The following is a 26,071-nucleotide window of genomic DNA, read 5'->3' as shown; positions in this document are numbered from 1 at the left end:
GCTGGAATGAGGGAACAGCCCGCCCGCGGCCCACACGACGGCCCGCGGCATGCGGCGCGGGCGAAAACTCGTCGGGGCGGAGGAAAATCATGGCAGGCAGGCGCCAAGGAAAAGCCAAAATTGGATTATAGGTCACAATCGACGAGGATGCCTTTCGACTCAGGAACCCGTATCGGCACTGTCGAGTTCGATGCCATCGATCCGCGTGCCGTCGAGCGTCTGGATCAGCGAAAACAGGCGGCGGTAGAAGGTCGGGCTGGTGACCGTTTCCTCGCCGATCTTGACCAGCGACTCCTTGGCCGCCGTCCAGGGCAGCGAGATGGAACCGAGGCCGGTCACGCTGAGGCCGGTGCTGGTCGAACTCGATTTCAACGCATAGCGCGTCTGCAGCGCATTGGCGTAGATCACCGCACCGACGTTGCTCGGCAGGCACACCAGCGTGATGTTGAGCGTGACGCCTTCGTCCGGCTGGGGCTGGAACAGCTTCTCGCCCCTGATCCGCACCATGTCCGTGCCCTCGATCCGATAGCCCTGGCTCAGCAGGGCGCGCTTGCCGAGCTCGCATGCCTCGGCGGGCTCGCGCGTGCTCCAGGTGGCGAACGGGGATTCGTGCTGGAAGGTTTCCATGTCATACACCGGCGGCGGCGAGGAGCAGGCCGCGACCAGCAGAACGGAAACACCGGCAAGGGAAAGGCGAAAGGCGGCTGGGGGCATGGACGGCTGCAGGGCTCGTCGGGCAGGACGGATACGAATGGTAAAACATCGCCCATCCCCGGTACATGCGCAAACCTTCTGCGAAACAGCCCCATACATTTCCGCCCGGCTCGCCGCGGAGCCGAAAACGGAGCGGGCAGACGGACATTGCCGGCCATGCGGACACAGGTACGGTGGAACATCGCCCTTCCGTCGGCTAACATGCGCGGCCGCTTCCGCAGCACGGCCCTGCGCCGCCCGCCTCCATGCATGCTCCCGCCCGCGCCTGCGGCATCGACTTCGGCACCTCCAACTCCACTGCCGGCTGGCTGCGGCCCCATGCGGCTCCGCTGCTGGCGCTCGAAGATGGCAGGCCGACGCTGCCGTCGGCGGTGTTCTTCAATGCCGACGAGGACAGTACCCATTTCGGCCGCGACGCGCTGGCACAGTACCTCGAAGGCTACGAGGGCCGCCTGATGCGCGCGCTGAAGAGCCTGCTCGGCTCCAGCCTGTTCGACGGCCAGACCGAGGTACAGGGCCGCGCGCTGCGCTTTCGCGACCTGCTGGCCGCTTTCATCGGCGAACTCAAGCAACGCGCCGAAGCGCAGGCCGGCCGCGGCTTCGACCATGCGGTGTTCGGCCGTCCGGTGCATTTCGTCGATGACGACGAAGCCGCGGACCGCAAGGCGCAGGACACGCTGGAAGCGATCGCGCGCCAGGTGGGCTTCGCCGAAGTCAGCTTCCAGTTCGAGCCGATCGGCGCGGCGCTGCACTACGAGCGATCACTGTCGGGCGAGGAACTGGTGCTGGTCGCCGACATCGGCGGCGGCACGGCGGACTTCTCGCTGGTCCGGCTGTCGCCCGAACGCGCCCGCCACGACGAGCGCGGCGGCGACCTGCTGGGCAATGCCGGCATCCACGTCGGCGGCACCGACTTCGACCGCGCCCTGAGCCTGGATTGCGTGATGCCCCTGCTCGGCCACCGCGGCCTCATGAAGAACGGCGCCCACGTCCCGGCCAGCCTGTATTTCCAGCTGTCGACCTGGCACACCATCAACGCGGCCTACAGCCGCCAGGCCTGGAACGATTTCCAGAACATCTACCGCGATGCCGCCGAGCGCACCGGACTCGACCGCCTGGCGCGCTTGCTGAGCCGGCGCGAAGGCCACTGGCTGGCGCTGCAGGTGGAACAGGCCAAGATCGATCTATCGACCGCAGCCACGGCGGCCCTGGATCTCGGCCGGCTCGAAGACGGGTTGTGGCACACGATCACGTCGGCGGACTTCACCGCCGCAACGACGGCGCTGGTGGAACGCGTCGGCGGCTGCGTGGCGCAACTGCTCGGCGATGCAAGCATCCGCCGCGAACAGGTGGATACGGTGTATTTCACCGGCGGCGCCAGCGGCGTACCGCAATTGCGTACCCGCATCGCCGCCGAGCTGCCGTCGGCGCGCGCCGTGGAAGGCGATCTCTACGGCAGCATCGGCGCCGGCCTGGCAGTGGAAGCCGCGCGCCGCTACGGCTGAGCGCCTAACCCGGCCTCTTGCCGCAAGCCATGCCGATGGCGGACACTCGCCATCATGGATACCTCTGCCCCTCCCTCGCCCCATCCTTATCCGCTTGCCATCATCGGCGCCGGCGCGCTCGGCCTCGCGTTCGCGGCGCGCCTTGCCGACTCCGTTCCGGTGGCGGTGATCGCACGCGACAGCCAGCGCGCCGAAGCCCTGCGCCAGGGCGTCCCCGTCGGCGCCCGCCTGCGGCGGCTGGACGTGTTCGGGCCGAACGAAGCGCCCGCGGCGGACTGGGTGATCGTGCTGGTCAAGACGGGCGACACCGCCACGGCGGCGGCCACGGCGCTGGCGATGAAGCCCAGGGGCGTACTGTCGCTGCAGAACGGGCTGGTGGAAGACTTGCTGCCTGCCACCGGCCCGGCGCTGCTGGCCGGCCAGGGCGTGACCACCGAAGGCGCCTGGCGCGATGCGCATGGCGTGCACCCGGCCGGCGCCGGCGAGACGCTGTTGCCGCCCGGTTTCGAGCCGGTTGCCGAATTGCTGGTGGCCGCGGGCTTCGTCGCCCGCGTGGCGCCGGACATTGCCGCCGCGCGGCTGGCCAAGCTGCTGGTCAATGTCGCAATCAACCCGCTCGCGGCGCTGTTCCGCGTGCCCAACGGCGCGCTGCTGCAGCCGCCCCATCGCCTGCTGCTCGACACCCTGGTGTACGAGGCCTGGCCGGTGCTGCATGCGCAGGGGCTGGCACTGGACGAAGCCGCCGCCCATGCCCGCGTCCATGCGGTGGCGACGGCAACGGCCGGAAACCGCGCCAGCATGCTGCAGGACGTGCTGGCCGGACGGCGCACCGAGATCGACGCCATCACCGGCGTATTGCTGAAGCTGGCGGACGAAGCCGGCCTCGAACTGCCGGTCCATCGCGCCGTTTACACGCTGATCAGGACATTGGAAGGAACAGCCGCGTAAGCCCAAGGCGATGAACTCCGTATGGTGTACCGTATCGGAATACATGGCACAGCACACGGCGCGCTTGCGCTGCCATCCTCGCCCCGGGAATCTCCCCATGCCACTTGCCGCCCCCTCGCCCCGCTTCGACGCCGCCGCCTACCTCGACTGGGAAGCCCGCCAGACCGAAAAGCACGAATACCTCGACGGCGAGGTCTTCGCGATGGCGGGCGCCTCCAGGGCGCATGCAACCGTGGCCGGAAACATCTTCATGGCCCTGCGCAACCACCTGCGTGGCGGCCCCCGCAGTGTGTTCATTGCCGGCATGAAGCTGCACGTGCAGGCGGACAAGGCCTTCTACTACCCCGACGTACTCGTGACCTGCGCCGAGTCCGACCGCGCCCAGGACCAGTACATGAGCGCCCCCGTCCTGGTGGTGGAAGTCCTTTCCCCATCGACCAGCGCCTATGACCGGGGCGGCAAGTTCGCCTCGTACCGCAAGCTGCCCACGCTGCGCGAATACGTGCTGATCGACCCCGAGCGCCTCAGCGTCGACCTGTTTCGCCGCCACGAAGACGGCCACTGGGCACTCTACCCCGCCGAAGCCGGGCAGACCGTGGCCTTCGACAGCGTGGGCCTGAGCCTGCCCATCGAAGCCTTGTACGAGGACGTGGACCTGCAATCGGGGCAGGCGACGGGCCATCCATGAGGCAGGCTCGATTCTGCGGCGGCCGGCGTGAGCGTCATCGGACCTTGGAATGATCCTGTTGATACGAACGTCGTTTCTGAGCCACTGCGCCCATCACCCGAAGCCCACATCAGCGAGTTGAAGGACGTGCAGTCGCTGGAAACGCGTCATGCGGCCTTCACCGAGTCCTGAACCACGTTGCGGAACAAGGCTTCGAGCGTGTTCTGCGGCTGCACGTCCAGTATCACGCCATGGACATTCTCGATGGCAAGCAGAGCCCGGCCGAGTTCGGTGCGCGGGAACAAGCCTTTCCACACGCGGCCGGCGTCGTGCTCGAAGCCCGGCAGCCCCGTATCGCCGAGGTAACGCACCAGCATCGTGTCCTGGCTGGCCAACAGATCGGCCACGCCTTGCTGGGCGCGAACCTTGCCGCGATCGATCATCACGAAATGGTCGGCCAGGCGTTCAACGTCGTGCAGGATGTGGGAACAGAAGAACAGCGTTCCGCCCGCCTGGCGGTACTCCTGCATCAGATCGGCCACCTGACGCCGGCCGATGGGGTCCAGGCCGGACATCGGCTCGTCAAGCACCAGCAGCTTGGGCTGGATGGCAAAGGCATGGGCGAGCGTGGTGCGCTGCGTCATGCCCTTGGACAGATTGCGGATGCGCTTGTCGGCCGCGTAGGCGATACCCAGCTTGTCCAGCCAGAGCCCGGTGCGGCGGGTGTTTTCCGCGCCGCCGATGCCGTGCAGGCGCAGGCCGCTGCTGACGACCTCGCGCGGGGTGAGCTGCTCGTACAGATACGGGTTTTCTGGCACATAACCCACGCCCAGGCGCGACAACGGATCTTCCGCCGGCCTGCCCATCAGGCGTGCCTCGCCCGCGTCGGCGCGCAGGGCGCCGAACAGGATCTTGATCGTCGTGCTCTTGCCCGCGCCGTTCTGGCCGATGAAGCCGACCGACTGCCCCAGTTCCACCGCAAAGCTTACGCCGTCGAGCGCCCGCACGGGCTTGCCCTTGAGCTTGAAAGACTTGTCCAGGCCGCTGACTTCGATTGCCTTCATCGCTGTTTCTGCTTCGTCATGTGATCCGCCAATTGCGCCTGCCCGTCGGCATCCAGCGCATAGCCCGCGCCGAGGGGGTCGTCCGGCAGCGCCTGCAGCGTGCCGTGTCCGATCAACTGCTCGATCTGCCGGGGCGCACTACCGTTGCGGCGGCGGTAGTCGGCCACGGCCTCGCGCAGCGCCAGCAACCCTTGCAGGCGCCGGTAGCGTGCCGAAAGCAGGGCGCGGAAGTTTTCGTCGCGGCTATCCTCGAACATCTTTTCGAGGATTTCCATCGCCACGCGCGGATCGTCTCCACGTTCGTACCAGGCCGAGGCCATCGCGCGCAGCGCGGGTGCGTTGCGCGGATTGCGCGTGGCGGCGATTTCCGCCCACTGGCCGGCCTTCGCCATGTCGCGTTCGAAATACATGGCGTTGAAGGCATAGTAGAAGGCCGGCCACATGTCCCACTGACGGGCGTTGCTGGCGCGCAGCAGCACGTCCTGGCCGGCCTCTACCTGACCGTTCCACGGCAACATCGCTGCGGCCAGATAGTAGTTGTCTTCGTGCAGGGGGTTGAAGAAAGCAGCATCCATCTGGAGCTGACCCTGCACGCGGTAGGTTTCCGCCTCACGGACGCGCACATCCACCATCAGGCTGCGAAACACGTTGAGGTTTGCTGCAAGCCAAGGGTCGCCGACGGAATAGCTCAGTTGCACCAGCTGCGGCAGGCGGACCCTGAGCAGGTCTTCCTGGTCGAAACGGGGGTGGCTGCGCAGCTGCAGATTGGCCCACGAGAACAGGACCCAGCCCAGCAGACAGATGCACAGCAGGCGAAGCGTCTTCATCGCTGCCACTGTCAGGTGAAGTCCCGGCGCTGGAATAGAGTCACTGCCAGCGCCAGCATCCCCAGCACATAGGCCAGCGCCATGGCCGCCGCCCACAGCATGGGGGCGGCGGCAGGCGCCAGATCGTACAAGGTGAATACCCGCCAGTCGAGCCGTGACAGGTCGGGTAGCCACAGGTAGGCATGGTCGAGCAGGGGGCCGAGAATACGCGCCTGGTCCGCGCTGGCAACCTGGGTGCTGCGCAGATAATCGAAAGTCGTGCCCAGACCGCGCGCGGCGAGCGCAAAGGCCAGCCCCATCAACAGGGGCAGAAAAGGTGTGGTCGACAGGCTGCACAGCAGGATGGCAAAAGCCAGCACCACCAGCAGGTCGAGCCAGATGCCCAGCATCACCAGGGCGTAGCGGTAATCCAGTTGCGGCATGGTGGTCTGGACGTAGTCCCAGTTCGCCACGCGCAAGGCCAGCCACAAGGCCATGCCCAGCAACACGGTCGCGCCGGCACACAGCAGGGCCAGCGAAACGAAGCGGGACACGAGAAACTGGCCGCGAGTGTAGGGATAGGCCAGCATGAAATAGACTGTCTTGCGCTCTACGTCCTGGGCCAGCAGCAGTTGCACCCACATCAGCGCGAGCAGCAGTAACACTAGGCGCAGTCCGGAGAGGCCTACATCCAGACCCACCGTCATCGGCTGCCGCCCGGAGAAACCGGAAGCCAGCAGCGCAGAACCGGCGACAAGCAGTCCGAGCAGAAGCAGGGCGCGGGTGGCTTTGAGGCGCAGGCCGGTCAAGAGGCCATTACGGATGAGCTCAAGCATACATACCGAAACTTATTGCGAAAAGAGAAACGAAAACCCCCTCGCCAGGGAGGGGGTTAATGACGCCAGGCGCCTTGTTTAATTGGTATCCGTATCTTATTCCTTGCAACCGTTGGGCTCTTCGGGGTCAAACCGATCACTAAGAGCATCTGACAGCGCATCTTTCACTTTTGCTTCCGCAGCCGTCAGCGGATCGCCGCAGGAGGTCACGCTGCCGCCATTGCTATGTCCGGTGAAGACGTTGCGCCCATTGGTATTGGCGGTTCCGACACTCATCCAAGCCCCTTGATCTGTGTCTTCCCCGGCATTCATGATCACATTAGCCGATAGCGTAAACTCAAACTCGTTCTTGACAAAATCACGGTCCTCACGCGCGGCTGCAACCGTATACGTATACGCTTGAGCTTGAGCTTTACGCTCTGTAGCTGTGCCCGGCGCAAATTCGATCGGGTCAGCCATCACAGAATTAGTCATGGCGATCAATGCCACTGCGGTCAGAATCTTTTTCATTCTCTTTGCTCCGATCAATTATTGCGAATTGGCAATACCGGCGGTCAGAATATTGCGGTTGTCAGACTGTGCCGCCTTGTCGTGGCCCTTGGCCTGGTATTCGGTGAATTGCGGAATGGCGATAGCGGCCAGAATGCCGATGATCGCCACGACGATCATCAATTCGATCAGGGTGAAGCCCTTTTGCACCATTTTCATTTTGTGCTCCTGGTTGGTTGGAATGCCGAGGGTGTCCGGGCTGTAACGTGTCCGCCACCTTCTGGCTTTCCTTCCGCAACTGCCGTGCCAGCCCGCAAAAATCCAGAAAAGGCTTTTTTCCGTTAAATAGATCACGCGACGTCCAATCCCCTTCCCACTGACCCGGGACACGAGGGCGTGACACACCCGCTTGTGTCCCGGGTCAGTGTGACAGGCGCGACGGCTGTTTTCCCCCGGAGCCGTCTGCCATTACACTCGCGGGCAGATACGCGGGAGTGACGTGCCGGAAGCCGCACGGCCTTGCCCACCTCCTGATTCGACATCCGCCCGGAGCATTCACATGTCCTTCATCAGCCTCAATACCGCCGCGTCGCTGACGGGCCTGACCAAGCGCACCTTATGGCGCCGCATTGCCGCCGGTAACCTCATGGCATTCAAGGGGGGGGGGAGGGGGGGGTAGCCTCGAAATAACCCGTGTAAAGCTCTCCGAGGTCGCTCCATGGGCACGTTTCAAGCTGGAGGACGACGACCTCGATTGCGTGCGCGCGGCCGATGAGGGCGATATAGAAGCGCAGTGCGACCTCGGTTTGCTGCTGCTGTCGCACGGCATGGAGGCGGAGGCCTTCGGCTGGTTCCAGAAGGCCTCGCGGCACTTTCACCCCGAGGCCATGCAGTGGCAGGGCCGCTGCCTGATTTCCGGCTGGGGCGTGGCGCCCGACCGCGAGGCCGGCATCATGTGGCTGCGCCGCGCCGCCGCACGCGGCCATGCCACTGCCAGCCACATGGTGGCCTGGCTCGACGCCCACCCCGGCCCCGCGCTGGAAGGCGCGGAACTGGAGGCGGTGCTGGACAGGATCGAGCAGAAGGTGATTCTGGGGGCGCTGAGGGATACGGCGGAGTGAGGTGGGCGCAGCAGTACCTGCTCAGGCGTGCTGGCCGGACGTCGGACAGCGCACCGAAATCAACACCATCACCGGCGGCGCGGGAACTTCAACGGATGCCGCCCATGCACAGGTACTTGATCTCGACGAAGTCCTCGATGCCGTAGCGCGAGCCTTCGCGGCCGATGCCCGACTCCTTGATGCCGCCGAAGGGTGCGACCTCGGTCGAGATGATGCCTTCGTTGATGCCGACGATGCCGTATTCCAGCGCCTCGGCGACACGCCACACGCGGCCGATGTCGCGGGCGTAGAAGTACGCCGCGAGGCCGAACTCGGTGTCGTTGGCCATGCGGATCGCCTCTTCTTCGGCATGGAAGCGGAACAGCGGCGCCACCGGGCCGAAGATTTCCTCGCGCGCCACCCGCATCGCCGGCGTCACGTCGGCGACGATGGTGGGTTCGAAGAAGGTGCCGCCGAGCGCATGGCGCCTGCCGCCGCAGACCAGCCGCGCGCCCTTGTCGAGCGCATCGGCGAGCAGGGTTTCGACCTTGGCGACCGCGTCCTCGTTGATCAGCGGGCCTTGCTGGACATCGCCCGACAGTGCCGGGCCGACCTTCAGCTTCGCCACCGCTTCGGCCAGTTTGGCGGCGAAGGCGTCATGGATGCCGTCCTGCACGATCAGGCGGTTGGCGCAGACGCAGGTCTGGCCGGCGTTGCGGTACTTCGAGGCCATCGCGCCGGCGACAGCGGCATCCAGGTCGGCATCGTCGAAGACGATGAAGGGTGCATTGCCGCCAAGTTCGAGCGACACTTTCTTGACTGTGTCGGCGGACTGGCGCATCAGCAGCTTGCCGACTTCGGTCGAGCCGGTGAAGGAGATCTTGCGCACCAGCGGATTGGCGGTGAGTTCGCCGCCGACTTCGGCCGCCCTCGCGGTGGTGACGATGTTGAGCACGCCCCTGGGCAGGCCGGCGCGCTCACCGAGCTCGGCCAGCGCCAGCGCGCACAGCGGCGTGTCCTCGGCCGGCTTGATCACCATCGTGCAGCCGGCGGCCAGCGCCGGGCCGGCCTTGCGCGTGATCATCGCGATGGGGAAATTCCACGGCGTCACCGCCGCCACCACGCCGATCGGCTGCTTGACCACGACGATGCGCTTGTCCGCGCCGTGCGCGGGAATCACGTCGCCGTAGATGCGCTTGCCTTCCTCGGCGAACCATTCGAGGAAAGAGGCGCCATAGGCCACTTCGCCGCGCGCTTCGGGCAGCGGCTTGCCCTGCTCCGAGCTCATCAGCAGCGCCAGGTCTTCCTGGTGCGCGAGCATCAGTTCGAACCACTTGCGCAGCACGGCGGCGCGTTCCTTGGCGGTGCGCGCCCGCCAGGCCGGCAGGGCGGCGGCTGCGGCCTCGATCGCCTGCCGGGTCTCGGTGCGCCCCATGTCCGGCACGCTCGCCAGCACGCGGCCGTCGGCCGGATTGTTCACGTCGAAGCGGCTGCCGTCGGTCGCATCGCGCCAGGCGCCGTCGATATAGGCTTGGGTGCGCAGCAGCGCGGAATCGGTCAGTTGCATGGCACGGCCTCCGTTGATTGGTGTATCCAGTCGCTGATGCGGCTCAGCGCCTTACTCGTACCGGGTGGCGCGCTCCACGCGGCGCTGGCGCACGCCTTCGGCAAGCGTGTCGAGCACCTTCACGCTGTCCTCCCAGCCGATGCAGGCGTCGGTGATGCTCTTGCCGTATTCCAGCTCCTTGCCCGGCACCAGGTCCTGGCGCCCTTCGGTGAGATGGGATTCGACCATCACGCCGATGATGCGGTCCTCGCCGGTGGCGAGCTGGCGGGCGACGTCGTCGGCGACGTCGATCTGCAGACGATGCTGCTTGCGGCTGTTGGCGTGCGAGAAGTCGATCATGACCTTGCCCTGCACGCCGCTGGCGGCGAGTTCCTTGCATGCAACATCGACACTGGCGGCATCGTAGTTGGGTGCCTTGCCGCCGCGCAGGATGACGTGACAGTCCTCGTTGCCGCGGGTGGTGACGATGGCCGAATGGCCGGCCTTGGTCACCGACAGGAAGTGGTGGGGCGACTGCGCGGCCTTGATCGCATCGACCGCGATGCGCACGTTGCCGTCGGTGCCGTTCTTGAAGCCGACCGGACACGACAGGCCGGAGGCCAGCTCGCGATGCACCTGGCTTTCGGTGGTGCGTGCGCCGATCGCGCCCCAGGAGATGAGATCGGCAATGTACTGCGGCGTGATCATGTCGAGGAACTCGGTGCCGGCCGGCAGGCCGAGTTCGTTGATTTCCCACAGCAGCTTGCGCGCCAGGCGCACGCCGTCGTTGATGCGGTAGCTGTTGTCGAGGCCGGGGTCGTTGATCAGGCCCTTCCAGCCCACGGTGGTGCGCGGCTTCTCGAAATAGACACGCATGACGATCAGCAGATCGTCCTTCAGGCGGTCGGCCTCGGCCTTGAGCCGGCTGGCGTATTCCATCGCCGCCGCGGGATCGTGGATCGAACACGGGCCGATCACCACCAGCAGACGGTCGTCGGCACCGAACAGGATGCGATGGATGGACTGGCGCGCCTCGTAAGCGACGGTCGCCGCCCTGGGCGTGGCCGGGAACTCGCGCAGCACGTGCGCCGGCGGCACGAGCTCCTTGATTTCCTGGATGCGGACGTCGTCGATGTGGATCTTGGTGGAAGCGGGCATGGCAAAACTCGGCATCTCTGGCTGGAAACAGCTTGTGATTCTAGCTCGCATTTCCCGCAACAGGCGGAGCAGATACAGCGCCCGGTTTGCCCTGCCTATCCCAAATGCGTGATCTTTTCCATGAGTCGCCGTAGTTTGTTGCCGATCCGGCACATCGACATGTCACATACGTGACCTGTTGTGGGATCATCGCCGGTTCGATCGGGTAGGTGGAACTCATGGGTGAGAAATGGCGCTGACTGTGCTCGGACACCGGCCGAAATGCCGAGCCCTCTGTGTGGCGGGATTCGTGGCGTCATGCTGCATGCCGGTGCAGGCAGGCGCGAGCGAGGACGTGCTGCGCCTGCTGCCGCTGTCGCTGGAAGAACTCATCCAGACGCCGATCGTCACCGCCTCGCACCGCGTCGAGCGGCGCGACGACACGCCCGCCCACGTCATCGTGATCACCCGCGAGCAGATCAGGGCCCGCCGCTATCGCGACCTGGGCGAGTTGCTGAGCGATCTGCCCGGCGTCGATTTCATGGCGGGCAGCCGTTCGTCGATCTTCAACAACTTCAGCCTGCAGGGCTTCAACAGCAACAACCAGCTGCTGATCATGCTCGACGGCGTCCGCGTCGACGACCCAGCCGGCGGCAAGATCGCCGTGGCCCGCAACTTCTCGCTGTACATGGCACGCCAGGTCGAAGTGGTCTACGGGCCGGCGGCGGCGCTGTACGGTGCCGACGCGGTGGCCGGCGTCATCAACATCATCACCGACCAGGGCGGGCAGGCCGGCGACAATTGGGCTTCGGTGGGTGCGGGGCGCTTCGACAGCCGCGAAGCGCAGTTCCTGCTCAAGCTCAAGCCGGCCGAGGACGTGCGCTTCACCCTGGGCGGGCACAAGCAACGCAGCGACCGTGCGCCGCTCGATCATTATTACCCGGACGATTTTCCGGCGGCGGATGCGCAGGATTACGACGGCACGATCGTCGTGCCGGCGCAGGCCCGCCGCCGCCACGTCGATGGCATCGAAAGCCACAGCCTGTTCGCCCGCGCCGACCTCACCGAACATCTGACGCTGGGCTACTACCGCAACGGCTTCGGCCAGCCGACCAGCACGGGCGACCGTACCGACATGGCCCTGTACGACCGCCGTGCGCGCTGGGAAACGGTCTCCGAGACCCTGTACGCACGGGCACGCTTCCAGTTGACGGAGGACATCGAGGGCCGCCTGCTGATCGACCATGCGCGCCAGGAAGCCGACCCCCACTCCAACTACCTGAACAAATACACCGGCTTCGGCACCCGCGGCTACAACTATGCCAAGGCCACTCGTACGGGCATCCAGCCCACGCTGCACTGGCGCATCGACGCCGCGCACGACCTGCAGATCGGCATCGGCTACCAGGATTACGAGGGCATGCTGACGCCCAACCTGCCGCGCCCCTACCGGAGATCGCTGGGGACGCACGACCAGGGCCTGAACTACGCCAACACCGATCTGCCGATCCTGATCCCCTCGGCAAGCCACCACAACGAATTCGGCTACCTCCAATGGCAGGCGCAGTGGACACCGCAGTTCACCACCATGATCGGCGTGCGCCACGATCGCCACTCGGGCTACGGCAGCAGCCTCAACCCGCGCCTGGGCGCGGTGTGGCAGCCAGCGGACCGGCACGTCCTCAAGCTGTCCTACGGCGAAGCATTCCGCGCGCCTTCCTACGACGAATCGCTGTCGGCATACGGCGCCTTCAGCGGTGCCAAGGATGCCGAGGGACGCTATATCGGCAGGGGTTTCCGCGCACCGAACGAAAAGCTCGAAGCCGAACGCACACGCACGCTCGGCCTGACCTGGGACTGGCGTCCGACGCCGTCGCTGAACCTGGTCACCCACCTGTACCACAGCCACATCAACAACCTGATCGCCACGCTCAACGAGAAGGTGCCGACGCAGTACATCCCCGGCGCGGTGCTGAGCGAAACCACGATCAAGGGCAATGCCGGAAAGGGCCACCATACCGGCCTCGACATCAGCGGCCAGTGGCAATTCCGTACCGCCGGCGCCTGGCACGGCGAGGTCTGGGGCAGCCTGAGCTACATCGACGGCACCCTCCAGGCAGGCGACGACGACCGGAACTGGGATCTACCCTATGTCGCGAAGCACAAGCTCAAGCTCGGCAGCACCTGGCGCTACGGCGACACGCTGACGATCACGCCGCGCCTGACCTGGGTCGGCAAGACCACCACCGGACGCAGGAATCCCGCGCGGCCGGGCCGTCACCTGACAGCCGATGCCTGGTGGGCCGCCAGCCTGCACGTGGGCTGGCATCGCCTGCTGGACGGGCGTGCCACGCTGTGGCTGGACATCGACAACCTGTTCGACCGGCGCTACCACGTCGCCCACGGTGCCGCCGACAGCACCCTGCTGACGATGCCGCAGCAGCCGCGCAGCTGGATGGCGACGCTGGAGTATCGCTTCTAAATGTGGCGGCGATGCGCGCGCGTCCTCGCAGGCCTGCTTGCCGGGCTGTGCTGCGGCCTGGCCGCGGCACAGCCGCCGGCCCCCCATGCCGCCTCGGAACAGGCCCTGAAAGCCGTCCTGTTGTTCAAGCTGCCGCTGTTCGTCTATGAACCGCCGCTCGAAAACGCCCCCTCGCCGTCGATCTGCCATCTGGGGCGAAGCGGCCTGGAGGATGCGCTGGCCAAGTTGCAGCGCTCCGTCACCGATGAACGCACGTTCAGCGTGCGCTACCTGGACGATGCCGCCCAGGCCGTCGACTGCGACATGGTGTTCATCGGCAGCTCCGAACGGCATCGCCTGGGGGCCATCCTGTCACAATTGCACCGGCGCCCGCAGGTGACGGTGTCCGACATCAAGGGCTTCGCCCAGTCCGGTGGCATCGTCGAACTGCTCGTCCGGAGCGAGGGCACGGGCATCGACATCGTGATCAATCAGCGCGTGGCACGCGAACGGGGCGTCAGCTTCAGCGCCCAGTTGCTGCGCCTCGCCCGCCCTCCGGAAGACTAGCCGATGCGCCCGCAGCCGCGACATCGCACCGAGCGTCTGGCAGCCTGGCTGCCGGCCACCCTGGGCGGGCGCCTCAAGCTGCTCGGCACCGTCGCCCTGAGCGTGGCGACCCTGCTGGTGTTCACCCTGATGTCGTTCCAGCAGCAGCGCCTGCTGCAGACGGAATGGGTGGCCTCGCTTTCCGCCCAGGCCGCCCTGATCGCCAGCAACAGCCGTGCGGCCGTGGTCTTTGCCGACTACCGCGAGGCCGACGCCCTGCTGCAGGCACTGGCGGCCAACCCGCTGATCCTCGAAGCCCGGCTGATACTGCCCGACAACGGCCTGCTGGCGGCCTATGCGCGCAACGGCAGCCCTTCCGCCGACGCACGCGATGCGCCCGGCGAGGCGGCGGGCCACCGCTTCGGCGACGGCAGACTGACCGTCTGGGCCCCGGTGCTGGAAGGCCAGCGGCAGGCGGCCCGGCTCGAGCTGGTCGCCTCGCTGGATCATCTCGACAAGGTCTTCCGGCGCTCGGCGCTGGAGGCGGCCACGGTCCTGCTGCTGGTACTGGCCGTGACGCTGGCGTCGATGTCGCGCGTGATGCGCCGGCTGCTGGCGCCCGTCCATGCGCTGCGCGATCTGCTGAAGCGGCTGACCGACAACCCGGATCTCAGGGCACGCGCGCAACCCGGCGGGGGGACCGAAATCGCCGCGCTGGGGCGCGGCCTGAACGAGCTGATCGACACCGTGCAGGCGCGCGACGCCGAACTGGCTGCCTACCAGGACAATCTCGAACAACTGGTCGAGCAGCGCACCCACGCACTGGCGTCGGCGATGGCCGAAACGCACCGCGCCAACCAGGCGAAATCGGACTTCCTGGCGCGGATGAGCCACGAGATCCGCACCCCGATGAACGCCATCATCGGCCTGGGCGGGCTGCTGCGCCGCTCGACGCTGACGCGCCGGCAGCGCGACCAGCTCGACAAGATGCTGGCTTCGTCCGAAGCCTTGCTGGGCGTGATCAATGACGTGCTCGACTACTCCCGTATCGAGGCCGGCAAGCTGCCGCTGGAGTCGATTCCCTTCGACCTGCTGGACCTGTGCGAGCAGGCGCTCAGCGTGGTGGCGCTCAGGGCGGAAGAAAAGAACGTCGAGTTGCTGTTGCTGCCCGACGAAGACCTGCCGGCGCGGCTGGTCGGCGACCCGCTGCGCCTGCGCCAGATCCTGATCAACCTGCTGGCCAACGCGGTGAAGTTCACCGAACGGGGTGAAGTCATGCTGCACGTCGGCCTGCGCACCGGTGCGGCCCCGGCCGGCAAGGCGGCCTTGCGCCTGAGCGTGCACGACACCGGCATCGGCCTCACGGCCGCCCAGCAGGCCGTGCTGTTCCAGCCTTTCTCCCAGGGCGACGACTCCATCACCCGCCGTTTCGGCGGCACCGGGCTGGGGCTGTCGATCTGCGCACAACTGGTGCGCATGATGGGCGGACGCATCGACGTCGAGTCCGTTTCCGGCGAAGGCGCGCATTTCCACGTCGAGCTCGAGCTGCCCGTTGCCCCGGCCGATGAGGCGACCCCGGCCGAGACAGGCTTCCGCCATGCCCTGGTGGTCGCCGAAACTCCGTCCGTCCGCCACGTGCTGTCGACGCTGTGCACCCAGCAGGGGCTGCGCGCGCGTGCCTGCGCGGACGCCGGCCAGGCGATCGCGCTGCTGCAGGAAGGGCTCGACGCCGGCGACGCTTTCGACCTGATCCTGCTGGACCGGCGCATCGGCGGCAGCGACGGCCTGGCGCTGGCAAGGCAGCTGCGCAGCCGGTTCGGCAATGTTTTCGCCAGCACGGGCGTGCCCTTCCCGAAAGTCGTGCTGCAGACCGGCAACACCGGCTACGCCGGCATGGACGGGCAATTGCAGGTTCCCGGCATCGACGCCACGCTGGTCAAGCCTGCCCTGCCGCGAACCTTGCGGGCCGCACTGGACGAGGCGCGCGCCGAAACACCCCATGCCGATTCCGTTGCCCGGCTTCCGGACCCGGCCGCCCTGCCGGCCGGACTGGCATCCTTGCGCGGTGCCCGGGTGCTGGTCGTCGACGACATGGCGCTCAACCGTGAAATCGCGTGCGCCTTTCTGCAGGATGCCGGCCTGCAGGTCGCCGAGGCCGCCAATGGCGAGGAGGCGCTGGCCAGGCTCGCGGAGCAGCACTGCGACCTGGTGCTGATGGACGTGCAGATGCCGGTACTGGACGGCCTGGCGGCGGCGCGGCGCATCCGCGCCGGCTCGGGCTGCCCGGACATCCCGATCATCGCGATGACCGCCCATGCCCTGGAAGGCGACCGCCAGCGCAGCCTCGAGGCCGGCATGAACGATCATCTCACCAAGCCGATCGACGTCGGCATGCTGTACGCCGCGCTGCTGCGCTGGCTGCCGGCACGCGAAGCCGGCGCTTCTCCGGCCCACTCCGCATCGATCCCGGCTGCGGCAGCGGCGGACAGCCGGCCGGCAGGCCAGGCCGAGGCACCGGGCACGGCAGACTGGCCCGCCGAGCTGCCCGGCATCGACATGGTCCGCGGCCTGGCCAACCACCTTGGCCGCCCGGCCCTGTATCGCCGCATCCTCGATGAATTCGCAGCGGCTTTCGCCACGGGAAGCGCCAGGCTGCACCAGGCATTGGCACATGGGGATACCGAAACCGCTTACCGCTGGGTACACTCGCTGAAATCCGGCGCGGCGACCATCGGTGCAGCCGGACTGGCAGCGCAGGCGCGCGAACTGGAACACTGGCTGCGCGCTGGCCGGGCACCCGGCGAGACCGATCTGCAGGCGCTGGACGCAAGCCTGCATGCCGTATGTTCGGCACTGGCGGCCCTGCCCTGCACCCGAGCGCCCGAAGCAGGAGCGCCATCGGCGGTGGAGGCCGGGCGGCAAGTGAAAGAGGCGTTGCCGCTGATCGACGGAACGCTGGCGCTGCTGGCCTGTCGTGACGCTCGCGCCGAAGGCGAAATACGCAGGCTGGACAGCCTGCTGCAAGGCTCGATCTGGCAGACTCACGCGGAAGCGATACGCGCGCTGATCGAAGATGTCGAATACGAAACCGCCCTGCCACTGCTGGCCGCCCTGCGCGAGGACATGATCCAGGCACCGACATGAACGCCGACTCCATCATACTCGTCGTCGACGACGAAAAGCACAATCGCCAGTTGCTCACCGAACTGCTGCAGCACGAATGCCGCCTGCTCCTGGCCAAGAACGGGGAACAGGCGCTGACGCTGGCGCGCGAACTGCTGCCCGACCTGATCCTGCTCGATGTCGTGATGCCGGACATGAGCGGCCATGCGGTGATCCGCCAGCTCAAGGACGACGACCGCACGCGCGACACGCCGGTGATCTTCATCACCGCGCTGGACTCCTTCGATGACCAGAAGGTCGGCCTCGAACTGGGCGCCGTCGACTACATCACCAAACCCTTCCACCCGCCGATCGTCCGCGTCCGGGTCCGCAATCACCTGCGCCTGGTGGAACAGCGCCGCCTGCTCGAACAGTTCGCCATGCTCGACAATCTCACCGGCATCCCCAACCGGCGGCGCTTCGTCGAAACCCTGGAGCACGAATGGCGGCGCTGCCTGCGCCATGCGCTTCCGCTGTCGATGATCGTGGCGGACGTCGATCACTTCAAACGCATCAACGACACCTACGGCCATGCGGAAGGCGACGAAGCGCTGCGCAGCGTGGCACAGGCGCTGAAACGGGCGATACAGCGCCCCGGAGACTTCGTCTGCCGCTACGGTGGAGAGGAATTCGTGCTGCTGCTGCCGGGTGTCGATGAGGATGGCGCCGCCGAGTTCGCCGAAGCCCTGCGCCAGCGCATCGCCTCGATGCCGTTCCAGACCACCGACGGCAGGCCGCTGCAGCTCACGCTCAGCCTGGGAGGCGCAAGCCATGTGCCGACGACGCCCGAGGTGAGCAAGGAGCTGTTCCTCGCCGCCGATCGCGCCCTGTACGAGGCCAAGCACGCCGGCCGCAACCGCATCGTCTGGGCGCGCACTCCGCTGCGGCCCGGCGGGCACGGAGCCGTGAATGCGGCAACGGCTACCTCTTCCACGCCCCTGCTGAACCCATCGGCCGTTTCGACGGTCTATCCGGAACCGCCTCCGCCTGGATATCCCACATGCTGATCCGATCCACATCGGGCCCCGCCGACGTCCGCCCTGCCGAAATCACACCGCGCCCGCTGTTCGAGGAGCGGCGCCGCTTCCTGCTGCGCAGCGGGCTCGGAATCGCCGCCGGCGCAGCCTTGTGGCAGGGGCTGGGCGGGACGGCAAGGGCGGCATCGGAGCGCCTGGCCACGATCGCCTCGCCGCTGAGCACCACCGAAGCCATGACCGAGCGCAAGGCGGTGACGAGCTACAACAACTTCTATGAGTTCGGCACCGACAAGGGCGACCCGGCGCAGAACGCCGGACGCATGCTCACCCGGCCGTGGACCGTCGCGGTCGAAGGCCTGGCCGGCAAGCCGCGCCGCTTCGACATCGACGAGTTGCTGAAGCTGGCGCCGCTGGAAGAGCGCATCTACCGCCTGCGCTGCGTCGAGGGCTGGTCGATGGTCATCCCCTGGGTGGGGTTTCCGCTGGCCGCGCTGCTGAAGGCGGTCGAGCCGCTGGGCAGCGCGAAGTACGTCGAGTTCCTGAGCCATTACGACCCGGAAATCATGCTGCGCCGTCCGGTCCTGCAATGGCCCTACGCCGAGGGCCTGCGCCTGGACGAAGCCCTGCATCCGCTGACCATCCTGGCCGTGGGCCTGTACGGCGAAGTGCTGCCGAACCAGAACGGCGCGCCGATCCGCCTGGTGGTGCCGTGGAAATACGGCTTCAAGAGCATCAAGTCGATCACCACCATCCGCCTCACCGAACGGCAGCCGGCGACGTCGTGGCGCCGTGCGGCGCCGCACGAATACGGCTTCTACGCCAACGTCAATCCGGAAGTCTCGCACCCGCGCTGGAGCCAGGCCACGGAGCGCCGCATCGGCGAGATCCGCAAGCGGCCGACGCTGATGTTCAACGGCTATGCCGAACAGGTGGCCAGCCTGTACCAGGGCATGGACCTGCGCACGTATTACTGAGAGAAGCCCCCCGACATGCCGAATTTCCTGCGCGCGCCCTCGGGCACGCAGATCGCCCTGGTCAAGGCCACCGTCTTCCTGGCCTGTCTGGTTCCTGCCGCGCAACTCGCACTGGGCTGGCAGAACGACACTCTCGGCGCCAACCCCATCGAAACCATCACCCGTGCAAGCGGCGAATGGACGCTGCGCCTGCTGCTGATCACGCTCGCGGTCAGCCCGCTGCGGCGCTACACCGGGCTGCACTGGCTGATTCGGCTGCGGCGCATGCTCGGGCTGTTCGCCTTCGCCTACGCCGCCGCGCACTTCACCACCTATGTCTGGCTGGACCAGTTCTTCGACTGGCAGGCGATCGCCCGCGACATCCTCGACCGCCCCTTCATCACCGTCGGCTTCGCCGCCTTCGTGCTGCTGATCCCGCTCGCCGCCACCTCCAGCAATGCCGCCATCCGCCGCCTGGGCGGCCGGCGCTGGCAGTCGCTGCACCGCTCGATCTACGCCATCGCCATCCTCGCCGTGGCGCATTTCTGGTGGCTGGTGAAGGCCGATCTGCTCAAGCCCTTCATCTACGCGCTGATCCTCGCCGCCCTGCTCGGCCTGCGCGCCTGGTGGCGCGAACAGGAACGCCGGCGCCAGCTGTCGGTGCCGCCACCGGCGAAGCACCTGGAAAGGCCGGTGATCCGGATCGTGCAGAAGTAGTAGACGGACGGGCAGGCGGCCACCAGACGCCGAATCCCCCCCCCCCGGTACACCAGTCTCCATCGCAAGCTCAACGACAAAACCAGCAACCGGCTCTGGCTCGGCGGCGCATGCCCATGGAAGCAACATTGTCCCGAGATGAAGTTCCAGGGGGAGCCGATGAAGTGCGTCGATTTTTTTTACAGTTTCTTTACGCAGCAAACTTCGCCGCGCCGGGGCCATTTCTTACCTATATGAATTTGAAGAATTTTTCGTTTTTTTGAATTCATGGCCCGAGTATTGCTTTTTCTCCATTACCGGATGATTTTTCACACGAGACGCACACACCGCGTCTTACCATCCACGAGGAGACCCGCTATGAAATCACGCCCATCCCTGAAGGCGGTCACGGCATTACTGGTAGGTCTGGCAAGCGCTGCGACAGTGCAGGCAGCACCAGTGGTTACTGACTGGACCTATACCCTGACCGCTGTCTGGTCCGATTATCAGCCCTCCGGTGTTAACATCTCCGGCGACCAGAAAACCCTCTCGTGGGGCTCGGGCAGCTCCGGCCCATCGTCGCTGGTGATCACCGATCCCGCAGCTGACGGAACGGTGATCACCCAGATCAGCGGCGACAGCCCGCAGCCCGGCAGCACCGCAGCTGGCGTCACACTCACGCACAACAACCGTCCCATCACGGGCACCAGCCTGACCAGTGCAGTTCTGACCGCGACACTCAACCTCGCCGCAGCAGCTCCTGCGGATGCAGCCCTCGGGGGCCCGGGCGCACTGCCCCCCCTCGCCTACCAGATCCTGTTCACCGAGACGCCAAACACCGCGGGGACCTGTGCCGCAGCCAGCCCTCCCGGAAACCCCTGCAACGACATATTCGTGCAGCAGGGAGGGTTCCTCAACCAAACGCTGACGTACGACGATAACGAGTACTTCATCAACATTTTCCCGATCGCCGGCGGCGTCCTGCAGACGCTCTCGAATGCCGCATGTGCCGCAGCGGGAGCAGGAAACGGCTGCCTTGGCTTTACCACGATCGAAGGCGAATCGAACCAACTGGCGTTCGGCTTCACGATCTCCACCGAGCGTTTCATCCAGCAGGTTCCCGAGCCCGGAGTGCTCGCGCTGCTGGGTCTCGGCCTTGCCGCGGGCGCACTTGCAGGGCGTCGGCGTCGGGTTTGAACTGCGAGCCAGCGTTCTAGCCCGAATCGCTCACTCTCAGTACCGAAGGCAGGCCAGGCAACTGGCCTGCCTTTTTTAGCCGTGCCGCTTTGGGCCGAGTCTCCACAACGAAGTCACCTCCGCCGCCCGCGCCGCGTGCAGCGGATCGTCCGCATCCATGGCCTTGGCGTGCTGCGGGCGGATGTCTTCGCGGCCGAGCACCTGCAGGCCGGCATCGCCGATCCAGCCGAGCAATTCGGCACGGCTGCGCAGGCCGAGGTGTTCGGCGAGGTCGGACAGGATCAGCCAGCCCTCGCCACCCGGCTCCAGATGCGCCGCAAGGCCTTGCAGGAAACCGCGCAGCATGCGGCTGCCGGGGTCGTAGACGGCGTGCTCGACGGCGGAAGTGGGCTTGGCCGGCACCCAGGGCGGGTTGCACACCACCAGCGGCGCACGGCCGGCGGGGAAGAGGTCGGCTTCGGCCACCTCGACCTGCGCGGACAAGCCCAGCCGGGCGAGATTGCCGCGCGCGCAGCCGTGCGCGCGCGGCGACAGGTCGGTCGCCACCACGCGCTGTACGCCGCGGCGCGCCAGCAGCGCGGCGATGACGCCGGTGCCGGTGCCGATGTCGAAGGCGAGCGTCTTCGCCGGCAAGGGCACGCGGGCGACGAGGTCGAGGTACTCGCCGCGGATCGGCGAGAACACGCCGTACCAGGGATGGATGCGCTCGCCCAGCGCCGGCACCATGACGCCCTTGCGCCGCCATTCGTGCGCGCCGATCAGGCCGAGCAGTTCGCGCAGCGACAGCACGAAAGGGGCTTCCAGCAAGGCGGCGTGCTCGTCGCCGAAAGCTTCGGCCAGCGCGTCGCAAACGTCGGGGGCGCGGCGCAGCGCGATGCATCCACCAGCCTCGACCGGAATCAGCAGCATGCCCAGCGTCCGCGCGCGCTGCGCCTGCGCCATGCGGTGCAGGTGGAAGGCTTCCGCCGCCGAGCGCCGTTCGACGGCCTTGCCCTTGCCGCCCTTCGGCGCCGCGCCCTTGCGCGGCCGGTCGGCGCGGCGGGCCATGGCCTGCAACAACTGGCGGGCGTTGTGATAGTCGCCCCGCCACAGCAGCGCCGTGCCTTCGCAGGCCAGGCGCCAGGCGGTGTCGGCGCTCAGGCTGTCGTCGGCCACCACCACCCGCTTCGGCGGCGGTTGGCCGTTTTCCGAGCGCCAGTGTGCGCTGTGCGGCCGCTCGCCCTCGGTCCAGTGCAGCAGCAATCCTTGTTCGCTCATCCCGTCCGGCTCACTCTGCCCGCCTCGATTCGCACCGATCGTTTCCCCCGGAACCCGCTTCAGACCACTTTCGGCCGGATGGCGTTCTTCGGCCGGAATACCTTGATTACCGACTCGTCGGTTTCGACGTAAGGGCCGCCGATGAGGTCGATGCAATAAGGCACGGCGGCGAAGATGCCGACGTGGCGCACCGCGCCGTCGGTATCGCGCACGCCTTCGAGGGTTTCGCGGATCGACTTGGGCTGGCCCGGCAGGTTGATGATCAGGCAGCGGCCGCGGATCACCGCGACCTGGCGTGACAGGATGGCGGTGGGCACGAAGTTGAGGCTGATGCGGCGCATTTCCTCGCCGAAGCCGGGCATTTCCTTGTCGCCGACGGCCAGCGTGGCTTCGGGCGTGACGTCGCGCGGCGAGGGACCGGTGCCGCCGGTGGTCAGCACCAGGCTGCAGCCGGCGTGGTCGGCGAGTTCGGCCAGCGTGCGTTCGATCAGCGGCCGTTCGTCGGGAATCAGCCGCGTTTCGGCGCTCCAGGGCGAAGCCAGCGCCCTGCCCAGCCAGTCCTGCAGCGCAGGAATGCCCAGGTCTTCATAAGTACCGTCGGAAGCGCGGTCGCTGATCGACACCAGGCCGACGCGGAGGGGTTCGCTCATGGGAATCGTCTCGCTATGCGTGGAAGCCGGATGCGGGGGTGCGGAGCACGCTTCGCGCATCAGGCGCGTACATCGTCACCGTCATCCCGGCCGCCCTCGTTTTCGCCGTCATGCGCAGCTTCGGCGCGGCCGGCTTCGGCCGCCTCGTCCTGTGCCTCCTGCAATTCGCGCAGCACGCGGAAGATTTCGCGGAAGGCCTTGGGCGGCTTGCCGGCCTCACGTTCCTTCAGCGCGTTGCGGCGCAGCGTGCGCAGGTATTGCAAGTCGGCGTCGGGCCAGCTCTCGGCGATGGCGCCGATGGCCTGGTCGTCTTCCAGCAGGCGCTCGCGCAGGCGTTCGAGACGGTGCATCTTCGCCACTTCGGCGGCCGAGTTGCCGTTGAAGATGTCGAGCTGAGCCTGGATCGGCGCCGGGTCGATCTTGCGCATCAGTTTGCCGATGTATTGCATCTGGCGGCGGCGGGCTTCCATCTTGAAACCCTGCGCGGCACGCACGGCTTCGTACAGCACGTCGGGCAGCGGCACCTTCTTGAGGCGCTCGGGCGACAGTGCGACGAGCTGCTCGCCGAGGCCCTGCAAGGCGTGCATCTCGCGCTTGAGGCTGCTCTTGCTGGGCGGCTCGACGAAATCGTCTTCATCGTGGCCGGGATGGCCGGAAGGGCGCGAATCTGAACGCATTGCGGGTGGCTCGGGGCTTGGACGGGTTAAGATTATAGCCTTTGCCCGACAGCAGCCCGCCCATGTCCGACCAAGGCTTCTCCTTCTCCCAGGCGCATCTGCGCGAAATCGCCACCGACATCCTCAAGTACGCGAAGAAGCGCGGCGCCAGCGCCTGCGAGACCGACGTGTCGGAGGGCTTCGGCCAGTCCGTGGGGGTGCGCAAGGCGGAAGTCGAGACGATCGAGTACAACCGCGACAAGGGTGTCGGCGTCACCGTCTATATCGGCCAGCAGCGCGGCTATGCGAGCACTTCGGATTTCTCGAAGAAAGCGCTGAAGGCCACGGTCGATGCCGCGCTGTCGATCGCCCGCTTCACCGCGCCCGACCCCTGCGCCGGCCTGGCCGACGCCGCGCTGATGGCGCGCGAGAAGGACATGCCCGAGCTGGATCTGTTCCACCCTTGGGCGATCGGCGTCGACGAGGCGATCGCACTGGCCCGCCGCTGCGAGGAGGCTGCGTTCGCGGTCGGCCCGAAGATCAGCAACTCCGAAGGCGCCAGCACCTCGATCCAGCAATCGCATTTCGTCTCGGCCAACAGCCACGGCTTCATCGGCGGCTACGCCAGCACCCGCCACGGCCTGTCGTGCTCGGTGATCGCCGGCGAGGGCGACGGCATGCAGCGCGAATACTGGTACGACTCGCGGCGCGATCCGGCCGAGCTGATGAGCGCGGAGGACATCGGCCGCATCGCCGGCGAACGCGCGCTGGCGCGCCTGGGCGGCAAGCAGGTGCGTACCTGCGAAGTGCCGGTGCTGTTCGAGGCGCCGCTGGCGGTCGGCCTGATCGGCAGCTTCGTGCAGGCGGTCAGCGGCGGTGCGCTCTACCGCAAGGCGAGCTTCCTGCTCGACAGCCTGGGCCAGCAGGTATTCTCGCCCGTGGTCGGCATCTCGGAACGGCCGCACCTGAAGAAAGCCTTCGGCTCCAGCCCCTTCGACAGCGACGGCGTCGCCACCCGCGACCGCGAAGTCGTCACCGACGGCGTGCTGAACGGCTATTTCCTGTCCACCTATTCCGCTCGCAAGCTCGGCATGCAGACCACCGGCAACGCCGGCGGCTCGCACAACCTGGTCGTCAGGCCAGGCGAGCAGGATCTGGCCGGCCTGATCCGGCAGATGGATCGCGGCCTGCTGGTCACCGAACTGCTCGGCCATGGCGTGAACTACGTCACCGGCGACTACTCGCGCGGCGCGGCGGGCTTCTGGGTGGAGAAAGGCAGGATCAAGCACGCGGTGGAAGAAGTCACCATCGCGGGCAACCTGCGCGACATGTTCCGCAACATCGTCGCCATCGGCAACGACGCGCTGCCGCGCGGCGCCAAGCACTGCGGCTCGGTCCTGATCGAGCGCATGAAGGTGGCGGGCCGCTGACGCAGGCCCGCCGTATACACAGATTCTTCAACCCCTGCCCTGAAGGAGTTCAAGTGGAACGTCGTTCATTTCTGAAAAAGGCCGGCGCCGGCGCTGCGGCTGGCGCCGCCCTCGGCCTCGCGGCCTGCGGCAAGTCCGAACAACAAGCAGCCCCCGCCGCACCGGCCGTTCAGACCGGCCTACCGTCGATCCAGTGGCGCATGACCTCGAGCTTTCCGAAGAGCGTCGACACCTTGTTCGGCAGCGCCGAAATGCTCGCCAACCGCCTGCGCGAAATCACCGACGGCAAGTTCGACATCCGCATCTTCCCGGCCGGCGAAATCGTCCCCGGCCTGCAGGCGCTCGACGCCGTGCAGCAGGGCACGGTCGAGATGTGCCACACCTGCTCGTACTACTACGTCGGCAAGGACAAGACCTTCGCCTTCGGCACCGCCGTGCCCTTCGGCCTGAACGCACGCCAGATGGACGCCTGGATCATCGCCGGCGGCGGCCAGGAACTACTGGACGAGTTCTACAGCAACTACAACATCTATTCCTTCCTCGGCGGCAACACCGGCGTGCAGATGGGCGGCTGGTACCGCAAGCAGATCAACTCGCTCGAAGACATCAAGGGCCTGAAGATCCGCATCGCCGGCATCGCCGGTGAAGTCCTCGCGCGCATGGGCGCCATCCCGCAGCAGCTCGCCGGCCCCGACGTCTACCCCGCGCTGGAAAAGGGCACGATCGATGCCGCCGAATGGGTCGCGCCCTATGACGACGAGAAGCTGGGCTTCCACAAGGTCGCGCCCAACTACTACGCGCCGGGCTGGTGGGAGCCGGGCCCGGTAGTTCACTTCTATGTGAACAAGACCGAGTGGGACAAGCTGCCGAAGGAATACCAGGCCGCGTTCCGCACCGCTTCGCGCGAGGCCCACATCCTGATGACGGCAAGCTACGACCACAAGAACCCGCAGGCGCTGGCCCGCCTGCTGTCGCAGGGCGTGAAGCTGCAGACTTTCTCGAACGAGATCATGAAGCGCGGCTACGAAGTGTCGCAGGAACTGTACGCCGAGGAGGCCGCGAAGAATCCGGCCTGGGCCAAGATCTATGCCGAGTTCGAAAAATACCGCAAGTCCCAGAACGCCTGGTTCAGCGTCGCGGAAGGCAGCTACGACCGCTTCATGCAGTCGATCCGCTGAGCGAAAGAGCTCGGGCCCGGCCTCGAGCCGGGCGGAACGAGAGCAATGAAATGGCCCGCGCATCGAAGCGCGGGCCATTTCGTTTGTGCGGATCCA

Annotated in this window: 23 protein-coding genes and 1 pseudogene; 13 read left to right on the top strand and 11 right to left on the bottom strand. The window is 66.7% G+C overall.

Annotated elements, in window-relative coordinates; all coding sequences use genetic code 11:
* Positions 1 to 159 precede the first annotated feature (159 nt).
* A complete protein-coding gene (locus TBU01S_RS05415) occupies positions 160 to 714 on the bottom strand; it encodes a DUF2242 domain-containing protein (protein WP_068635619.1) in 555 nt (184 codons plus the stop codon).
* Between the two features lie 245 nt (positions 715 to 959).
* Between TBU01S_RS05415 and TBU01S_RS05410 the strand changes: the two genes are divergently transcribed.
* The 3 genes from TBU01S_RS05410 (at position 960) to TBU01S_RS05400 (ending at position 3,855) form a co-directional block, all read left to right on the top strand.
* Positions 960 to 2,219 (top strand): Hsp70 family protein, encoded by a 1,260-nt coding sequence (locus TBU01S_RS05410; protein WP_068635618.1) that lies wholly within the window; start codon positions 960 to 962, stop codon positions 2,217 to 2,219.
* Between the two features lie 54 nt (positions 2,220 to 2,273).
* The gene (locus TBU01S_RS05405) at positions 2,274 to 3,167 is read left to right on the top strand and encodes a ketopantoate reductase family protein (protein ID WP_068635617.1); all 894 of its coding nucleotides are present in this window, start codon (positions 2,274 to 2,276) and stop codon (positions 3,165 to 3,167) included.
* A gap of 97 nt (positions 3,168 to 3,264) precedes the next feature.
* Positions 3,265 to 3,855, top strand: coding sequence for a Uma2 family endonuclease (locus tag TBU01S_RS05400; protein ID WP_068635616.1), 591 nt, complete (start codon positions 3,265 to 3,267; stop codon positions 3,853 to 3,855).
* A gap of 146 nt (positions 3,856 to 4,001) precedes the next feature.
* On the opposite strand, the gene TBU01S_RS05395 is transcribed toward TBU01S_RS05400, so the two are convergent.
* The 5 genes and pseudogenes from TBU01S_RS05395 to TBU01S_RS24715 form a co-directional block, all read right to left on the bottom strand.
* On the bottom strand, positions 4,002 to 4,898 hold the full coding sequence (locus TBU01S_RS05395; RefSeq protein ID WP_068635615.1) for an ABC transporter ATP-binding protein: 897 nt from the start codon (positions 4,896 to 4,898) through the stop codon (positions 4,002 to 4,004).
* Entirely contained in the window at positions 4,895 to 5,725 is an 831-nt protein-coding gene (locus TBU01S_RS05390) for a tetratricopeptide repeat protein (protein ID WP_068635614.1), read from the bottom strand. The genes TBU01S_RS05395 and TBU01S_RS05390 overlap by 4 nt, the downstream gene beginning before the upstream one ends.
* 11 nt (positions 5,726 to 5,736) lie before the next feature.
* A complete protein-coding gene (locus tag TBU01S_RS05385) occupies positions 5,737 to 6,540 on the bottom strand; it encodes a hypothetical protein (protein WP_157659097.1) in 804 nt (267 codons plus the stop codon).
* Between the two features lie 96 nt (positions 6,541 to 6,636).
* Positions 6,637 to 7,050, bottom strand: a complete 414-nt coding sequence (locus tag TBU01S_RS23765) for a hypothetical protein (protein WP_157659096.1) — start codon at positions 7,048 to 7,050, stop codon at positions 6,637 to 6,639.
* A gap of 95 nt (positions 7,051 to 7,145) precedes the next feature.
* Positions 7,146 to 7,248, bottom strand: a pseudogene (locus TBU01S_RS24715) (prepilin-type N-terminal cleavage/methylation domain-containing protein); the annotation flags it as partial.
* Positions 7,249 to 7,787: 539 nt separating this feature from the next.
* Between TBU01S_RS24715 and TBU01S_RS05375 the strand changes: the two are divergent.
* On the top strand, positions 7,788 to 8,150 hold the full coding sequence (locus TBU01S_RS05375) for a tetratricopeptide repeat protein (protein ID WP_068635611.1): 363 nt from the start codon (positions 7,788 to 7,790) through the stop codon (positions 8,148 to 8,150).
* 88 nt (positions 8,151 to 8,238) lie between these two features.
* Here TBU01S_RS05375 and gabD read toward each other — a convergent pair whose 3' ends face one another.
* Complete coding sequence (gabD, locus tag TBU01S_RS05370) at positions 8,239 to 9,696, bottom strand: NADP-dependent succinate-semialdehyde dehydrogenase (protein ID WP_068635610.1); 1,458 nt, start codon at positions 9,694 to 9,696, stop codon at positions 8,239 to 8,241.
* A 51-nt stretch (positions 9,697 to 9,747) separates the two neighbouring features.
* Entirely contained in the window at positions 9,748 to 10,833 is a 1,086-nt protein-coding gene (aroG, locus tag TBU01S_RS05365) for a 3-deoxy-7-phosphoheptulonate synthase AroG (protein WP_068635632.1), read from the bottom strand.
* A 304-nt stretch (positions 10,834 to 11,137) separates the two neighbouring features.
* On the opposite strand from aroG, the gene TBU01S_RS05360 reads away from it, so the two are divergent.
* The 7 genes from TBU01S_RS05360 to TBU01S_RS05330 all read left to right on the top strand — a co-directional run bounded on the left by TBU01S_RS05360 (position 11,138) and on the right by TBU01S_RS05330 (position 20,804).
* Positions 11,138 to 13,294, top strand: a complete 2,157-nt coding sequence (locus TBU01S_RS05360; protein WP_088178835.1) for a TonB-dependent receptor plug domain-containing protein — start codon at positions 11,138 to 11,140, stop codon at positions 13,292 to 13,294.
* Positions 13,295 to 13,840: a YfiR family protein gene (locus tag TBU01S_RS05355; protein WP_068635608.1), complete on the top strand. Its 546-nt coding sequence runs from the start codon at positions 13,295 to 13,297 to the stop codon at positions 13,838 to 13,840.
* A gap of 3 nt (positions 13,841 to 13,843) precedes the next feature.
* Positions 13,844 to 16,963 carry a response regulator gene (locus TBU01S_RS05350; RefSeq protein ID WP_068635607.1) on the top strand — a complete coding sequence of 1,040 codons (3,120 nt, stop codon included), beginning with the start codon at positions 13,844 to 13,846 and terminating at the stop codon, positions 16,961 to 16,963.
* A complete protein-coding gene (locus TBU01S_RS05345; protein ID WP_083953475.1) occupies positions 16,960 to 17,988 on the top strand; it encodes a GGDEF domain-containing response regulator in 1,029 nt (342 codons plus the stop codon). The genes TBU01S_RS05350 and TBU01S_RS05345 overlap by 4 nt, the downstream gene beginning before the upstream one ends.
* Positions 17,982 to 18,932, top strand: a complete 951-nt coding sequence (gene msrP, locus TBU01S_RS05340; protein ID WP_068635606.1) for a protein-methionine-sulfoxide reductase catalytic subunit MsrP — start codon at positions 17,982 to 17,984, stop codon at positions 18,930 to 18,932. The genes TBU01S_RS05345 and msrP overlap by 7 nt, the downstream gene beginning before the upstream one ends.
* 15 nt (positions 18,933 to 18,947) lie before the next feature.
* Positions 18,948 to 19,628, top strand: a complete 681-nt coding sequence (gene msrQ, locus TBU01S_RS05335) for a protein-methionine-sulfoxide reductase heme-binding subunit MsrQ (RefSeq protein WP_068635605.1) — start codon at positions 18,948 to 18,950, stop codon at positions 19,626 to 19,628.
* Positions 19,629 to 19,985: 357 nt separating this feature from the next.
* A complete protein-coding gene (locus tag TBU01S_RS05330; RefSeq protein ID WP_157659095.1) occupies positions 19,986 to 20,804 on the top strand; it encodes a THxN family PEP-CTERM protein in 819 nt (272 codons plus the stop codon).
* A gap of 75 nt (positions 20,805 to 20,879) precedes the next feature.
* Here the strand turns inward: TBU01S_RS05330 and TBU01S_RS05325 are convergent, their stop codons facing one another.
* The 3 genes from TBU01S_RS05325 to yjgA are packed head-to-tail and all read right to left on the bottom strand — an operon-like array spanning position 20,880 to position 23,388.
* Positions 20,880 to 22,061, bottom strand: coding sequence for a methyltransferase (locus TBU01S_RS05325; protein ID WP_068635603.1), 1,182 nt, complete (start codon positions 22,059 to 22,061; stop codon positions 20,880 to 20,882).
* A gap of 59 nt (positions 22,062 to 22,120) precedes the next feature.
* Positions 22,121 to 22,711 (bottom strand): molybdopterin adenylyltransferase, encoded by a 591-nt coding sequence (mog, locus tag TBU01S_RS05320; RefSeq protein ID WP_068635602.1) that lies wholly within the window; start codon positions 22,709 to 22,711, stop codon positions 22,121 to 22,123.
* A 59-nt stretch (positions 22,712 to 22,770) separates the two neighbouring features.
* Complete coding sequence (gene yjgA / locus TBU01S_RS05315) at positions 22,771 to 23,388, bottom strand: ribosome biogenesis factor YjgA (RefSeq protein WP_068635601.1); 618 nt, start codon at positions 23,386 to 23,388, stop codon at positions 22,771 to 22,773.
* Between the two features lie 62 nt (positions 23,389 to 23,450).
* On the opposite strand from yjgA, the gene pmbA reads away from it, so the two are divergent.
* Positions 23,451 to 24,797: a metalloprotease PmbA gene (pmbA, locus tag TBU01S_RS05310; RefSeq protein WP_068635600.1), complete on the top strand. Its 1,347-nt coding sequence runs from the start codon at positions 23,451 to 23,453 to the stop codon at positions 24,795 to 24,797.
* Between the two features lie 53 nt (positions 24,798 to 24,850).
* Positions 24,851 to 25,975: a TRAP transporter substrate-binding protein gene (locus TBU01S_RS05305; protein WP_068635599.1), complete on the top strand. Its 1,125-nt coding sequence runs from the start codon at positions 24,851 to 24,853 to the stop codon at positions 25,973 to 25,975.
* Positions 25,976 to 26,071: the final 96 nt, after the last annotated feature.

The sequence above is a fragment of the Thauera butanivorans NBRC 103042 genome (genome assembly GCF_001591165.1).
Taxonomy (GTDB): domain Bacteria; phylum Pseudomonadota; class Gammaproteobacteria; order Burkholderiales; family Rhodocyclaceae; genus Thauera; species Thauera butanivorans.
This window is presented reverse-complemented; position numbering and strand designations above follow the sequence as displayed.